At 67.4% G+C, this 14,664-nt stretch carries 15 protein-coding genes; 11 read left to right on the forward strand and 4 right to left on the reverse strand.

The genetic code is table 11. The annotated features are described in order from the left end of the window. The first annotated feature begins 38 nt into the window (after positions 1-38). Positions 39-290 carry a hypothetical protein gene (locus ACIRHA_RS32890; RefSeq protein ID WP_403853447.1) on the forward strand — a complete coding sequence of 84 codons (252 nt, stop codon included), beginning with the start codon at positions 39-41 and terminating at the stop codon, positions 288-290. Between the two features lie 15 nt (positions 291-305). On the opposite strand, the gene ACIRHA_RS32895 is transcribed toward ACIRHA_RS32890, so the two are convergent. Genes ACIRHA_RS32895 through ACIRHA_RS32905 form a run of 3 tightly spaced genes read right to left on the reverse strand, consistent with a single transcriptional unit; the run spans position 306 to position 3,532 of the window. Beyond that, positions 306-1,364, reverse strand: a complete 1,059-nt coding sequence (locus ACIRHA_RS32895; RefSeq protein WP_403853449.1) for a maleylacetate reductase — start codon at positions 1,362-1,364, stop codon at positions 306-308. A gap of 12 nt (positions 1,365-1,376) precedes the next feature. Beyond that, positions 1,377-2,279 carry a dioxygenase gene (locus ACIRHA_RS32900; protein ID WP_403853479.1) on the reverse strand — a complete coding sequence of 301 codons (903 nt, stop codon included), beginning with the start codon at positions 2,277-2,279 and terminating at the stop codon, positions 1,377-1,379. 59 nt (positions 2,280-2,338) lie between these two features. Further along, positions 2,339-3,532 (reverse strand): FAD-dependent monooxygenase, encoded by a 1,194-nt coding sequence (locus ACIRHA_RS32905; RefSeq protein WP_403853451.1) that lies wholly within the window; start codon positions 3,530-3,532, stop codon positions 2,339-2,341. 155 nt (positions 3,533-3,687) lie between these two features. On the opposite strand from ACIRHA_RS32905, the gene ACIRHA_RS32910 reads away from it, so the two are divergent. Then, complete coding sequence (locus ACIRHA_RS32910) at positions 3,688-4,461, forward strand: IclR family transcriptional regulator (protein WP_403853453.1); 774 nt, start codon at positions 3,688-3,690, stop codon at positions 4,459-4,461. A 133-nt stretch (positions 4,462-4,594) separates the two neighbouring features. Here the strand turns inward: ACIRHA_RS32910 and ACIRHA_RS32915 are convergent, their stop codons facing one another. Further along, on the reverse strand, positions 4,595-5,182 hold the full coding sequence (locus ACIRHA_RS32915; RefSeq protein WP_403853455.1) for a helix-turn-helix domain-containing protein: 588 nt from the start codon (positions 5,180-5,182) through the stop codon (positions 4,595-4,597). A gap of 49 nt (positions 5,183-5,231) precedes the next feature. Here ACIRHA_RS32915 and ACIRHA_RS32920 point away from each other — a divergent pair, with 49 nt between their 5' ends. The 9 genes from ACIRHA_RS32920 to ACIRHA_RS32960 all read left to right on the forward strand — a co-directional run bounded on the left by ACIRHA_RS32920 (position 5,232) and on the right by ACIRHA_RS32960 (position 14,657). Next, the gene (locus tag ACIRHA_RS32920; RefSeq protein WP_403853481.1) at positions 5,232-6,092 is read left to right on the forward strand and encodes a class II aldolase/adducin family protein; all 861 of its coding nucleotides are present in this window, start codon (positions 5,232-5,234) and stop codon (positions 6,090-6,092) included. 116 nt (positions 6,093-6,208) lie between these two features. Next, complete coding sequence (locus tag ACIRHA_RS32925; protein WP_403853483.1) at positions 6,209-7,342, forward strand: trans-sulfuration enzyme family protein; 1,134 nt, start codon at positions 6,209-6,211, stop codon at positions 7,340-7,342. Between the two features lie 174 nt (positions 7,343-7,516). Further along, on the forward strand, positions 7,517-8,275 hold the full coding sequence (locus ACIRHA_RS32930; protein WP_403853457.1) for an amino acid ABC transporter ATP-binding protein: 759 nt from the start codon (positions 7,517-7,519) through the stop codon (positions 8,273-8,275). A gap of 61 nt (positions 8,276-8,336) precedes the next feature. Beyond that, positions 8,337-9,239: a glutamate ABC transporter substrate-binding protein gene (locus tag ACIRHA_RS32935; RefSeq protein ID WP_403853459.1), complete on the forward strand. Its 903-nt coding sequence runs from the start codon at positions 8,337-8,339 to the stop codon at positions 9,237-9,239. A 64-nt stretch (positions 9,240-9,303) separates the two neighbouring features. Next, a complete protein-coding gene (locus ACIRHA_RS32940; RefSeq protein ID WP_403853461.1) occupies positions 9,304-9,951 on the forward strand; it encodes an amino acid ABC transporter permease in 648 nt (215 codons plus the stop codon). Next, positions 9,948-10,832 carry an amino acid ABC transporter permease gene (locus ACIRHA_RS32945; RefSeq protein ID WP_403853463.1) on the forward strand — a complete coding sequence of 295 codons (885 nt, stop codon included), beginning with the start codon at positions 9,948-9,950 and terminating at the stop codon, positions 10,830-10,832. Before ACIRHA_RS32940 ends, ACIRHA_RS32945 begins: the two co-directional genes overlap by 4 nt. A gap of 20 nt (positions 10,833-10,852) precedes the next feature. Then, a complete protein-coding gene (locus tag ACIRHA_RS32950; protein ID WP_403853465.1) occupies positions 10,853-13,189 on the forward strand; it encodes a transketolase-like TK C-terminal-containing protein in 2,337 nt (778 codons plus the stop codon). A gap of 124 nt (positions 13,190-13,313) precedes the next feature. Continuing rightward, complete coding sequence (locus ACIRHA_RS32955; RefSeq protein ID WP_403853467.1) at positions 13,314-14,111, forward strand: aldolase; 798 nt, start codon at positions 13,314-13,316, stop codon at positions 14,109-14,111. 243 nt (positions 14,112-14,354) lie between these two features. Continuing rightward, the gene (locus ACIRHA_RS32960) at positions 14,355-14,657 is read left to right on the forward strand and encodes an SDR family oxidoreductase (protein ID WP_403853469.1); all 303 of its coding nucleotides are present in this window, start codon (positions 14,355-14,357) and stop codon (positions 14,655-14,657) included. The last annotated feature ends 7 nt before the right edge of the window (positions 14,658-14,664 follow it).

Consider the following 14,664-nt stretch of genomic DNA (forward strand, 5'->3'; position numbering starts at 1 on the left):
CGACGTGGGCGCGCCTGTCCCACCACGCCCTGGCTTCCGTGTTCGTCTCGGGAGGCCGCCAGGTGTGGCGGAGCCCGGACGGGCCCGCGCAGGCGGCGGGACCCCTCCTCAAGCGCTGCCGAGACGCGGTGCCGCTCCTCGACCGGCTGACCGACCGTCAGATCGTACGGGCCCACGCGGCGGTGCACGTCGCCGCCGGAGCGGCACTCGCCGCAGGCCGCGTCCCCACAACCTGCGCGACCGCTCTCGCCGGCTCACTGCTGCCCACGACCCTGCCCCCCTTGCCCTAGTACGTCCCTTTTTGCTCAAGCTGCCGGATCCGCGCCCTCCCGGGCGGCCCGCAGCAACCGTCGTACGCCGTCGGCCGTGACCTCGCGCGGGTTGCTCGGCGGGGCCGCCTCCAGGATCACCGGTACGGCGTCGTCGATGTCGGCCTCCGCGAAGCCGTAATCGCGCAGCGCCACGGGCGCGTCCACCGTGCGGCGCAGTCGCTGCAAGCCCTCCAGGGCGGAAGCCGTACCGAACGCTTCCGCGAGCCGCCGCTCGACCTGCGGTGCGGCCTGCGCGTTGAAGGCGAGGACGTAGGGCAGCACGACGGCGTGGGTCTGGGCGTGCGGCAGATCGTACCGTCCTCCGAGCACATGGCAGATCTTGTGGTGCAGACCCGAGCCCGCCGAGGAGAACGCCGTGGCCGACAGGTACGCCCCATACAGCATCCGCTCGCGGCCTTCGAGCCCCGCCGGGTCGGCCACCACCGCCGGAAGCCCGGCAGCGAGTGCGCGCACCCCCTCTCCTGCCAACGCCTGGTCGATCGGGTCGGTACGCGGCGCCCACAGTGAATCGACGCAGTGCGCAAGGGCGTTGAGGCCCGAGGCGACACTCAGTCCCACCGGCAGCGAGAGAGTCAGGGTCGCGTCGTAGACGACCGAGCGTGGCAGTACGCCTGCGTCCACTCCCGTCGTCTTGCGCGCGCCCTCTGTCAGCCCCCAGACGCTCGTCGCCTCCGATCCCGCGTACGTCGTGGGCACGGCCACGACCGGAAGCCCACTGGTCAGCGCGACCGCCTTCGCGAGTCCTGTCGTCGAGCCGCCGCCGACGCTGATCACGAGATCGACGTCATGCGCGGTGGCCGCGGCGCGCGCCCGCTCGGCCGACGCGACCGGAACGTGCATCACCACCTCGTCGTGATGCAGCACCACGGGGACGTCGGAGGTGACACTCTTGGCGAGATCAGCCTCGGACGCCGACGCGATCACCATCACGCGCGATGCCCCGAGGCGCTCCACCTCGGCCCATACCACCGCCGATGCTTCTGACGGGGCGAAGCACACGCGCTGCGCCAGGGTTTCGTGTTCGAATCGCATGACGCGTAGTCCTTATCCTTGGCTGGGCTGCAGCACGATGTCGAAACGGACGCGGGACCAGCTGCCCCCGGACAGCTCGCGCCCGTCGGGGGCCGGTGTGCCCGCCGTGAACCGCTCGAACTTCTTCACCAGGGATTCCTTGACGCCGAACACCGCGTCCGAGGACAGCAGCTCATCACCCTCGACGAAGATGTGGGTGATGAGCGTACGCAGGCCGGGTGCCGTGGCCATAAAGTGCAGGTGGGAGGCGCGCAGCGGCGAGCGTCCGGTCTTCGCGAGCAGCTCACCCACCGGCCCGTCGTGCGGGATGGGGTACGGGGTGGGGGTGAGGCCCCAGAAGGTGTACGCGCCCTGTTCGTCGGTGAACAGGTGGGCACGGCCTGCCAGTTGACCTTCCTCGTACTGGACGTCGTAGAAGCCGTCGTCGTCGGCCTCCCACACCTCAAGTCGGGCGCCGGGTACGGGGTTTCCGTCGGTGTCCGTCACCGTGCCCTCGACCCAGCAGGGCTCCCCCGAGGCTCCGCCCGCCATGTCGCCCCCGCGGGGGATCTCGGGTGAGCCCTCCACGAAGAACGGGCCGACCACGGTGGCTTCGGTGCCGCCCGCGGTCGCGTCATGGTTGATGTTGATGGTCTGCATGGAGGCGCCGAGGACGTCGGAGAGCAGGACGAACTCCTGGCGGTGGTCGGTGGTGATGTGGCCGGCTGCGGTGAGGAAGTCGACGGCCCGCTGCCACTCGTCCTCGGTCAGGCGGGTCTCCCTGATGAATCCGTGCAGGTGCCGGACCAGGGACTCCATCAACTCCTTGAGGCGCGGGTCCGCAGTGTTCCGGAAGGAGGCGAGGACGGTGTGGAGGAGATCGTCCTCCACGTGGCGTTGCCGGTCCGATACGGCGGCGGGCGCGGACGGGGACATGGATGGGGGCACGGTGCGGCTCCTCCTGTCGACGGTGCGATTGTCCGTAGGGCTGTCGTTCACGGGACGGGCACCTCCTCGGCTTCATGGCCGTAGATCCAGCCGTTGGCCACCAGCGGGTCGGCTGCGGCCAGCACCTCGTCACGGGCCCGCTGCCCGGGACCGTCGGGCTGGTGGTTGGTGTCCCTGCGGCCGTGGCTGATCTGCTGGAGGCGGGTGGTGCGCGCGATCCGCGCCGCCTCGTACCGCTTGAGAGCCCGGTCGGGGGCGTCGGGCGAGTCGGCGAGGCAGCGGGCCAGGACCGCCGCGTCCTCCAGGGACTGGGCCGCGCCCTGGGCGAAGAAGGGGAACATGGGGTGCGCCGCATCACCGAGCAGCGAGACCCTGCCCCGACTCCAACACGGCAGCGGTGCCCGGTCCAGGAGCGCCCAGCGCCCCGGGGTGCCGCCCGCGGTGATCAGGTCCGTCACCCGCGCGTCCCAGCCCGCGAACTCGGCGTGGAACTCCTCGATGGTCGCCTTCGCACTCCAGGATTCCTCCGTGAAGTCCCCGGCGGGAGCGGCCGCGAAGACGTTGACGGCCCGGCCGTCGGCGATCGGGTAGTGCACGAAGTGGCGGCCGGGGCCGAGCCAGAGAGTCTGGGCCCGGCGCAGCGCGAAGGCGGGCACGGCCTCGGCGGGCACGATCGCGCGGAAGGCGCACAGGCCGGAGTACTCCGGCGGCTCGGCCTCGGCCACCGCGCCGCGGACGACGGAGTGCACACCGTCGGCGCCGACGACGACATCGGCCTCGGTCCAGCTGCCGTCGGCGAACCGCAGCAGCACGCTGTCGCGGCCCGGTTCGATCGCCGTGCACTTGGCGCCCAGACGGATCCGGTCGCCGGGCACGGCCGACTTGACCGCGTCGAGCAGATCGGCCCGGTGCACGGTGTAGGTGCGCTCCCCGTACAGCCGCTCGCAGGCACCCTTCAACTTCTCCACCGAGAGCACCCGCCCGTCCTGCCAGCGCCTGAACTCCCAGCCCCAATCCAGCGGCACGGCCCGGCGCGTCACCCGCCCAAGGACACCGAGGCGGCGCAGCAGGCGCCCGGCGTTGGGCGCCAGGACGAGCCCGGCACCCACCTCTGTGAGCGCAGACGCCTGCTCGTGGACTGTGGCGGTCAGGCCCGCGCGGTGCAGGAAAGCGGCAGCGGCAAGACCGCCGATACCACCTCCGACGATCGCGATGCGCGGGCCGGGCTCATTGGCGTGCATCGGTGGCTCCTTCGGCTCGTGACGAACGTCCTCACATCGCCCCGATCCTCACCGGGTTCCCCAGGTTCGGGAACAGGCTATGTTCGTTGAATGAACATCTGTTTCCAGCGGCTCCGGCTGCCAGTCGCGGCACCAGAAGTGACAGTGGAGCGCTGATGCCCCGCTCGAACCAGCCCGGCCGTAGCGTGAGTTCACGCGTCTTCGAGGTCCTCTTCGCGTTCCGGACCGGCCACTCGCGCCTCACCCTCGCCGACCTCACGCGGAAGACGGGGCTACCCCATGCGACCGTGCGCCGACTGGCCCTGGAGCTCATCGAGGCGGGCGCGCTCGACCGGGCGCCCGACGGTGGATTCACCGTGGGCCTCCGGCTGTGGCAACTGGGCACGCTGGCACCGCTCAGCGTTCCTCTGCGTACCGCCGCACTGCCCTACATGGACGACCTGCACGCCGCGCTGCGCCAGCACGTGCAGCTCGCCGTGCTGGAAGGCACCGCGGCGGTTCTCGTCGAACGGCTCTCCGCCGGTCATGCCGTGGACGTCACTTCGCGGCCCGGAGGACGCCTTCCGCTGCACAGCTCCGGCGTCGGCAAGGTCCTTCTCGCCCACGCCGCACCGGAGTTGACGGACCATGTCATCGCTCAGGGCCTCACGCCGCACACCGAACGGACCCTCACCGACCCCGCCCAGCTGCGCGCGCAACTCGCCGAGTGCCGGGAGATCGGCGTCGCCGTCGTCCACGGCGAGACCTCCCACGGCGCCGACTCGGTGGCCACCCGCATCCTCAACGCCGAGGGCGAGGTGGTGGCGGCCCTGTCGGTCGTCGCCGGGGCCGGAACCATCGACCTGCACACCGTACGCCCAGCCCTCATCGCCTCCGGCCTCGCCGTCTCCCGCCGCCTTGGCTGGCACCCGGCGGTCGGTGTCCGATAGATCCGGTGGGCAAGAGGCGCTTCCGGGCATGCCGGGACGTCATGCGTCCGTAACCAGAACCGCCTCGATCTGCCCGATGCCCACCAGTTCAGACCACTGGGGCGCCCCGACTCCTGGAGCGGACGGCTCCCCACTACTGATGCCAGCCCCCCTGACCTGAGGGGGAGGCGACCGAGACAACAAAAACCGTCGCGGTGTTCGACCCAGCGTTGTGGATTCGGTGGGGCTGTTGAGCATCGAAGCGCGCAGCGTCCCCGGCCGCGAGATCAAACGTCTCGGACGCAACCTCAAGGCGCACATCGCCCGTGTGCACGAACAGCCACTCTTCTCCAGGGTGCTGTGCCGCGCGACCTGTGCGAGAGCGGCTAGACAGCTCCAGCCGGATCGCCTCCATCACGCTGGGCCCCGGAGGGCCGCTCAGCGGCACATACCGGTACCGGCCGTCAGGACCTTCGATCGGCGTTGTGGCGCCCTGCCTGAAGACGTGACAGGTGGCTTCAGGCTCTTCCCCGACGAGTTGCCCGACCGACGTGCCGTACGTACGGGCGAGTTGGATGAGAACTCCGATGGACGGCTGGCGGTCGCCCCTCTCCAAACGTGACAGGTGGGTTACGGAAACGCCCACGGCCGGGGCCACTTCGGAGAGGGTCCGGCCGGTACGGCGTCGCGCTTCGGACAAGCGCTCGGCAATCAGCTTCTCGGTCTCATCAGTCTCCAGCACCCTTCGATTATGCCTCATAGGTCAAAACATTCGCCCTGGGGGTTGACAGATATTCGCCTGCCAGGCGAAGTTTTTCGCCAAGGAGGGCAACGCCCTTAGGCGACAGGAGGCGACCATGAACCGAACAGAGGCTGAGGCTGAGGAACCGGAGCTCCTTGATCTGGAGGATCTCCCTGACCAGCAGGGTTCAGTAGAGGCCGAGCGTGCGCACCGCAAGCGGCAGCTGGCAGCGGCGTTCCGCATCTTCGCCCGGTACGGATTCGACGAGGGCATCGCGGGCCACATCACCGCGCGGGATCCGGAGCTGCCGGATCATTTCTGGGTCAACCCGTACGCCGTTCACTTCTCGCGCATCAAGGTCAGCGATCTGCTGCTGCTCGATGGACAGGGCAAGGTCGTGCACGGGAGCAAGCGCACGAACAAGGCGGCCTTCTCCATTCACTCGACCATCCACGAGGCGCGCCCGGACGTCACCGCCGTGGCCCACGCGCACTCGCTGCACGGGCGCACGTGGTCGGCGCTGAGCCGCACCCTGGACCCGATCATTCAGGAGTCCTGCGCGTTCTACGGCGACCATGTCCTGTTCGACGAGTACAAGGGGCTTGTCCTCGAGCGGGACGAGGGCGAGCGCATCGCGGCTCGGCTCGGCAGCCGACGAGCCGCCATTCTTCGCCACCATGGCCTGCTCACCGTGGGGCGCACGGTCGAGGAAGCCGCATGGTGGTTCATCACCATGGACCGCGCGTGCCAGATGCAGCTCATGGCCGAAGCCGCCGGCGAAGTGCGCCACATGACTGAGGAGGAAGCCACCCTGGCTCACCGTCAGTTCGGAAACGCCAACATGGCCCGGCACAGCTTCCGCCTGCTCGCCGACCTCGTATTCGAGCAGGAGCCCGACGTTCTGGACTGACCTCACCGCAGTGATTGGCACGTCGACACCCAGACATTGATTGCGGAGGACAGACAGTGACCGAACACTCGGATCAGCCTGACAGTGGACACGCTCACGGCAAGCTCGGGTGGCAGCTGCGCCCGGAGACGGTTCTGGTGGAGGGAGGAAGACCACGCCGGGACGCAGGCGAGCCGATGAACCTGCCGGTGTTTCTCGTCTCGAACTTCCACTCGGAAAAGGGCGGTCGGCTCGAACTCGATGGAAGCGGCGACGGTCCGCGACGTTACTCGCGTGTCCACGGCACGCCCACCTCGGCGGCATTCGAGGACACGTTGGGCGCACTCGAAGGCGGCTCTGCCGTGGCATTCTCATCCGGCATGGCAGCAGCCGCGGCCGTACTGGAACTGGTGCCGGTGGGCGGGAGGGTGTTGCTTCCCCAGGACTGCTACATGGGGGTGCGCCATCTGCTGGAGAACGGACACAACATCGGGCGCTGGTCCCTCGAAACCGTTGACATCACACGGCCGCGGTCGTTGACCGGTTCCTTGGGCGGGGCCGACCTGCTGTGGATCGAGACCCCGAGCAATCCGCTCCTGGAGATCTGCGATCTTCCAGCGCTCGTTGACGCAGCCCACGCTGCGGGAGCGCTGGTGGCTGTGGACAACACCTTCGCGACGCCGCTGCTGCAACAGCCTCTGTCCCTGGGCGCGGATGTCGTCGTCCACAGCGCCACGAAGTTCATCGGCGGACACTCCGACCTGCTGATGGGCGTTGCCGTCACCAGCAACTCGACCCGGCACGAGGCGCTGCTGGAACGGCGGGCGCTGGCCGGTGCAACGCCTGGTGGGCTGGAGTGCTTCCTGGCCCTGAGGGGCATTCGAACCATGGGGGTCCGCCTGGCCGCCACTCAGGCCTCGGCCGCTGAACTGGCGCGCCGACTCGCCGACCATCCAGCCGTCACCCGTGTTCACTACCCCGGCCTACCGGGCCACCCGGGGCATGAACGTGCACGTGCACAGATGAGCGGCTTCGGAGCCGTTCTCAGTTTCGAGCTCTCTGACGCGGCAGCGGCAGACGCAGTGTGCGATGCAGTGCAGATCATCGCGTTCGCCACCAGCCTCGGCGGTGTCGAATCGACCATTGAGCGGCGAGCCAAACACCCCGGGCAGGAGCATGTTCCGGCGGGTCTGCTGCGGCTCAGCGTGGGATGCGAACACGTCGAAGACCTCTGGCACGATCTCAATCAAGCCATCTCGCAGGGGCGGTGAGACACCGGGCGGCACGGGCAGAGACGCCAGCCCACGGACAGCGGCCACCGTGTTGTGGTCGCGCGGGCTGCAACCACAGCGCGCCATGCTGCTCTCCCTCCTCCCCTCTCCCGGTCGGGGCATCGGTCCCGTCGTCCTTTCCATGTCCGTGTCACTCCACAGCTGGAGCCACCCATGACTCAGACAGCTTCCCGACCGGCCGCCCTTGTCGCCTTGTCGGACGTGAACAAACATTTTGGCGAACTGCACGTACTCAAGGACATCAACCTGGTCGTACGTCGTGGAGAGGTCGTCGTGGTGGTCGGGCCGTCCGGCTCCGGCAAGTCGACACTCTGCAGGGCCATCAACCGCCTCGAGCCGGTAGATTCCGGCAGCATCACGCTGGACGGCAGGCTGGTACCCAGCGAAGGAAAAGCATTGGCAGGGCTCCGTGCCGACGTCGGCATGGTCTTCCAGTCGTTCAACCTGTTCGCTCACAAGACGGTTCTGGAGAATGTCATGCTCGGGCCCGTCAAGGTCCGTAAGCACACTCCGGACGCGGCGAAGACGACTGGTATGCAGCTTCTGGATCGAGTCGGCGTCGCCGACCAGGCCGACAAGTACCCGGCGCAGCTCTCTGGCGGTCAGCAACAACGCGTCGCCATCGCCAGGGCGTTGGCGATGGACCCAAAGGTCATTCTCTTCGACGAGCCGACTTCGGCGCTCGATCCGGAGATGGTCAACGAAGTGCTCGAGGTGATGACTGACCTCGCGCAGCACGGCATGACGATGGTCGTCGTCACCCACGAGATGGGGTTCGCACGACGGGCGGCGGACCGGGTTGTCTTCATGTCCGACGGCGAGATCGTCGAACAGGCGAACCCGGAGGAGTTCTTCAGTCATCCGTCCTCACAGCGCGCGCAGGACTTCCTCGGCAAGATCCTTGCGCACTGATTTCCCCTCCCTCAGACACTCCCCTGCAATCTTGGCCTTCGTCATCCGAATTGGGAGCACCATGCAGATGCGCAGCTTCGTCGTTTTCGGTGTCACGGTGCTTGCTCTCGCGACGACCGGCTGTGGGAAGCAGGGCGCCCCGGGCAGTTCTCGGGCGGCCTTCTGCGACCGACCGCCCGAGCTTGCGGCCGCCCGCGACGTACACGTCGCCGGCAGCGCGACGTTCGCAGCGATGAAGCGGCGTGGCCATGTCGTGGTCGGGGTGAAGGTGGACCAGCCCTACCTGGGGTACAAGGACGCAACCGGGAGGCGCTGCGGATTCGACATCGACATCGCGCGCCTGATGTCAGCGCGGCTCGGATTCGCCCCAGGCACCATCCAGTACAAGGAGATCCCCACCGCGAACCGGGAAACGGCGATCCAGGGTCACGAGATCGACTACTACGTCGGCAGCTACACGATGCTGGACAAGCGCCGAAAGCAGGTGTCGTTCGCCGGTCCGTATCTCGTCGCCGGGCAGAGCGTACTGGTCCGCAAGGACGAGCCCGACATCACGAACAAGAGTGCTCTACGGGGCAAGCGCGTCTGTGGAGCGACTGGCACGACATCGATCCAACGGGTCGCGGACATGCGCCTCACTCAGCCAGCGAACATTGTCGAGTTCAAAACCGGCTCCGAGTGTCTTTCCCAGCTTCTGGACAAGAAGGTCGACGCGCTCAGCACCGACGACGCGATCCTGAAGGGCTACGCGGCGGCCGCCCCGGAAGAACTCAAGCTGGCCGGGAAGCCTTTCAGTACTGAGAAATACGGCATTGGCCTACCAAAGACTGATGCGCCGCTGCGGGATGCGATGAACGATGCGCTGGCCGCAGCGGTCACCGACGGCACGTGGAAGAAGCTTTACAACGCCACGCTGGGCAGGTCCGGGGTACCGGCCAGCCCGCCGGTCGTCGAAAAGCACTGAGCGTCCGGCCCCATCCGGGGTGACGTGAATCCGGATCGTGCACGATATCCCGAGGGGAGCGGCGATGGCCGTCCTTGCCGACAACTGGGACCTGTTCCGTACTGGGTTCTGGACGACGATCAAGCTCTTTATGCTCGCAGGCGTACTCAGCATGGTGCTCGGCACCGTGCTGGCCGCCTTCCGCGTATCGCCCGTACCCGCGCTGCGCGCCGTCGGCGCCGGTTACGTCAACTCCATGCGCAGCACGCCACTGATGCTCGTGTTCGCATTTCTGGTCTTCGGCGTGCCCAAAATGGGGGTGGACCTGCCGTCCTACTTCTGGGCGGCCGTCGCCGCGCTGACCCTGTACACGGCCGCGTTCGTCTGCGAGGTCGTACGGTCCGGCGTCAACACGGTCTCGACCGGCCAGGCCGAGGCGGCCCGGTCGGTCGGCATGACCTTCCTTCAACTGCTCGCCCTTGTAGTCCTCCCGCAAGCCTTCCGCACGCTCATGGCCCCGATGACGAGTGTGTATATCGCCCTGCTGAGGAACACCACGCTGGCAGCGGGTTTCTCGGTGGTAGAGGCCGGTTCGATACCTGCTGCCATGGCGGAGCGCGGGGAGAACCAATTGGTCACGCTGGCATGGATCGCCGTGGGCTTCCTGATCCTGATCGCCCCCCTCGTGCTCCTTCAGCGCTGGGCCGAGCGCCGGGCGGAGGTGCCGGCATGACGGTCGCGCTCTATGACCTGCCCGGCCCCCGTGCCGTGGCCCGCAACAGAATCATCAACCTGATCGTGCTGGTCGGTCTGGCGGCCCTACTGGGGTGGATCGGCTATCGACTGGTCCTCACCGGGCAGTTCGAAGGGCGTCGATGGGAGCAGTTCCAGTACACCGCGATTCAAGAGCAACTGCTCGACGGACTCCTCAATACCCTGAAGGCAGCCGGAATCGCCGCGGTGCTCGCCACAACATATGGCGTTCTCTTCGCGGCCGCCCGGATCAGCGATCACCGTTGGCTGAGAGTGCCCGCGAGCGCGGTGGTCGAACTGTTTCGCGCCACGCCGATGCTGATCCTGATGTTCTTCTTCTATTACGGCTCGATGCAGTACGACCTCGGGCTGTCGCCGATGTGGGCCGTCGTGCTCGGTCTCACGCTGTACAACGGCTCGGTGCTGGCGGAGATCTTCCGTGCCGGCATCGCCGCGGTACCCCGAGGTCAGCGGGAGGCAGCGTACGCAACTGGGCTGCGCAAGCACCAGGTCGTCCTACTGGTTCTGCTCCCGCAGGCGGTCCGCGCGATGCTCCCGGCGATCGTCAGCCAGCTGGTCGTGCTGCTCAAGGACACTGCGCTTGGTTTCATCATCACCTACAACGAACTGTTGTATGTCGGAAGGCAGATGGGCAGCCGTCTCGAGTTCGGGTTCCCCTACCTCCCGACGTACATGGTGATTGCCGTCGTCTACATCGGACTGTGCGCGATGTTCACCATGCTGGCCCACCGTCTTGAGTCCCGAAACCGTCGCCGCCCAACGCGCTCCGCCCCACTCGCGACCGCGGACCCGGCCGAGACCCCGGCACCGTCCCACCGACCTTTGATCAAGAAACACTGAGCGGAAAGGGTGTCATCCCTATGGGTAACACCGTGACAGGCCTGCCGGGAACCGACAGTAAAACCGACGAGTCCGAAGTCCTGTGGAGGATCGAGGAACGCGTCCTGTGGCTGTCGACCGCGATGATCCACCATGCGAATCGGGTCCGCCCGAACCCATCCGGCCTGAAAGTGGGCGGCCATCAGGCGTCTTCGGCATCCATGGCGTCAATCATGACGGCGTTGTGGTTCCGGCAACTCCGGCCACAGGACCGGGTGTCGGTCAAACCGCACGCCTCACCTGTGCTGCACGCGATCAACTACCTCCTGGGCGAGCTGGACGTGTCCTACCTGACCACGCTGCGCGCCTTCCAGGGCCTCCAGAGCTACCCCAGCCGTTCCAAGGACCCCGACCCGGTTGATTACTCCACGGGTTCGGTCGGCATCGGAGCCACCGCCCCTCTGTGGGGCGCGGTTGCACGCCGCTACGTGGAAGACCACTTCGGAGGGGCCGGCCGGGGACGTCAGTACTCGCTTCTGGGCGATGCCGAGCTGGACGAAGGCGCGATCTGGGAGGCAATCCAAGACCCGACGGTGCCGGGCCTGGGCGAAGCCGTGTGGATCGTCGACCTCAACCGGCAATCCCTCGACAGGGTCATCCCCGGCATCGCCGCGGACAAGCTGCAGGGCATGTTCGCCGCCGCCGGCTGGCAGGTCATCAGCCTCAAGTACGGTCACCTACTACGGGAGTTGTTTACCAGGCCGGGTGGCGACGCGCTGCACGCCCGTATCGATGCCATGGGCAACGCCGAGTACCAGCGACTGCTGCGTTGCTCGGCCGACGAGCTGCGCGAGCGCCTGCCCGGCACGGGATCGACCCGGGAACCAATCGCCGACCTCATCGCCACTGTTGACGATGCCTCGCTCATGGCGGCGCTGCGCAATCTGGGCGGCCATGACATCGAGGCCCTGACGGAGGCCTTCGATACGATCGACGACACCCGGCCGACGGTCGTCTTCGCGTACACCGTCAAGGGACACGGACTACCCACTGAGGGCCATCCCCAGAACCACTCCTCGCTGTTGACCGACGACCAGATGCAAGAACTGGCCCAACGCCTGGGAACAGACTTGGACCATCCCTGGACGACCTTCATCGAAGGCTCGCCCGAAGCTGCCCTCTGCACGGAGGCATCTCAGCGGCTGCAGCGCCCGGAGCATCCACACCGGCAGCCACCCACGGTCCCCGCTGACCTCGCACGACCGGCCCCAACCGGCACCGGCAACACCCAACAAGCCCTGGGCCGCGTCCTGCTGGACCTCACCCGACAGGCCCCGGACGCCGCGGACCGCATCGTTACAGTCAGCCCCGACGTCAGCTCCACCACCAACCTCGGCGGCTGGCTCAACAAGGTCGGCGTGTGGTCGTCGGCCGAACGACCCGATTGGTTCGCCGACGACGCCGAGACAATCCTCCACTGGCGGGAGCAACCGACAGGCCAGCACGTGGAACTTGGCATCGCCGAGACCAATCTGGTCGGAGTGCTCGGGGAACTCGGCGCCACCTGGAGCCGATGGGGTCAGCCGCTGCTGCCCATCGGTGTGGTCTACGACCCGTTCGTCAACCGGGCCTTGGAACCCTGGTCGTTCGGCATCTACGCCGGCGGCCAGTCGATCCTCGTCGGCACGCCCTCTGGCGTCACCCTTGCCCCTGAAGGCGGCGCACACCAGTCGATCACCACGCCATCACTCGGGATCGAACAGCCCGGCTGCGTGACCTATGAGCCCGCGTTCGCCATCGACACCGAATGGTGCCTGCTCGGCGCGCTCGGTAACCTCGGCCGCCCGGATGGCCGATCGGCCTACCTGCGGCTGTCGACCCGGCCTGTCGACCAGTCCTTGGCTGGTGTACCCCGTGACCCGGCCGCACGCGAACGTCGCCGCCGGCATGCAACAGCGGGGGCCTACCGGTTGCGCCAGCACGAAACGCCGGCGGTGACGCTGGCCGCCATGGGCGCCCTCATCCCGGAGGCGCTCGCTGCTGCCGATCGCCTCACCGCCCTGGGCTACGCCACTGACGTGGTGTGCGTGACCAGCCCTGACCTGCTCTTCCGCGCCCTGCAGGCACGCCGCGGCCTGTCCCAGGACCCTACCTGGATCCTCGACCAAGTGTTCCCGGCCGAGCGGGCCACGCCCCTCGTCACCGTGCTCGACGGGCACCCCCACACTTTGGCCTTCCTGAGCGCGATCCAAAACACTCCTGTCACCACGCTCGGCGTGACCCGCTTCGGCCAGTGCGGAACGATCGACGACGTCTACCGCTACCACGCCATCGACACGGACAGCATCGTCGCCGCGGGCCTCGATCTCGTCGACTGACGTCCCATCTCGCCCCGACCGGCGAAGCCGTTTCCTGGTCGGGGCATCTCAACGGCCTCAGCCGCGCGGACGCGCCCCGCGTCCGGAGCGGCCGACCCCACGAAACCCGGAACTGGAGCAGACAATGGCAAGCACCCTGCGGGACTCCAAAAGTGTGCTCGTCGACCGTGCCCAACGGCAGATGAGCCGCCTTTTCGACGACGTGCAGCTGACTACGCGCCAAAAACTGGCCCTGACCTGCCGCATCGCCTTCGACGGCGGGCACGACTCAGGACTAGCCGGCCAGATCAGCGCCCGCGGCCAACAGTTCGGCACGTACTACACCCAGCGCCTCGGCCTCGGCTTCGACGAGATCACCGAAACCAACCTGCTTTTGATCGACGAGGACCTGCATGTCCTCGAGGGCGAAGGAATGCCCAACCCTGCGAACCGGTTCCACTCCTGGATCTACCGCGCCCGCCAGGACGTCAATTGCGTCATCCATACCCACTCCCTGCATACGGCCGCGCTCGCGATGCTGGAAGTCCCCCTGGTCATCTCCCAGATGGATACCACCCCTCTGTACGACGACTGCGCTTTCCTCAAGGAGTGGCCCGGCATCCCCGTAGGCAACGAGGAGGGCGAGATCATTTCTGCTGCTCTCGGTGACAAGCGAGCAATCCTCCTGGCCCATCACGGCCAACTCGTGACCGGCACCACCATCGAGGAGGCGTGCAATCTGGCCGTGCTCATCGAGCGGGCTGCGCGCCTCCAGCTACTCGCCATGTCCGCCGGCGACATCAGGCCGCTCGACCCGGAACTTGCCCGTGAGGCCCACGACTGGACCTCAACCGAACAACGCAGCAAGGCGAACTTCGCGTACTACGCCCGTCGGGCGCTACGTAATCACCCTGATTGTGTCTCGGGCATGGTGGAACTCTGAGACGTAAATAGATGCAGGTCAGGGTGGGGTACGGGCAGCTCTGGATGCCCGGTGGCCGTGGGGGGGCGCCGGGTGCCCGGGGCGGCCGATCAGGCCGCGTCCTCCCTCGGATTGAGGTGACGTTGTCGGTGAGCATGTGCCAGATCACGATGATGATCGCGGCTCGATGGCGACCAGGGCTAACGCGCACCCCCAGGCCGATGACCACGGCTGAACCACACCTCAAGGAGGCACCTCCACCTCATGAACGTCATCGAACTGACCGCAGTCGTCAACGGCGCCGCCACGCCGCGCGGCATCGGCCGTGCCACCGCCCACACCCTGGCCGCCACCGGCTGGAACCTCGCCGTGCTCGACCTCGACGAGGCCGCCGTCAAGGCCACCGCGGACGAGATCGGCAAGGAACACAGCGTGCACGCAGTGGGCGATGGCGTCCCTGGTCGGCTACACCACTTCGTGGACACCGTTGGCGAATTCGAGGGCGGTCACCAAATGACCTTGTGGCGGCGGGATGATGGCCGGAGCGGCGTGGGGGCGCGAGCGTGAGGTGATC

This window comes from Streptomyces sp. NPDC102360, from assembly GCF_044766085.1.
Taxonomy (GTDB): Bacteria; Actinomycetota; Actinomycetes; order Streptomycetales; family Streptomycetaceae; genus Streptomyces.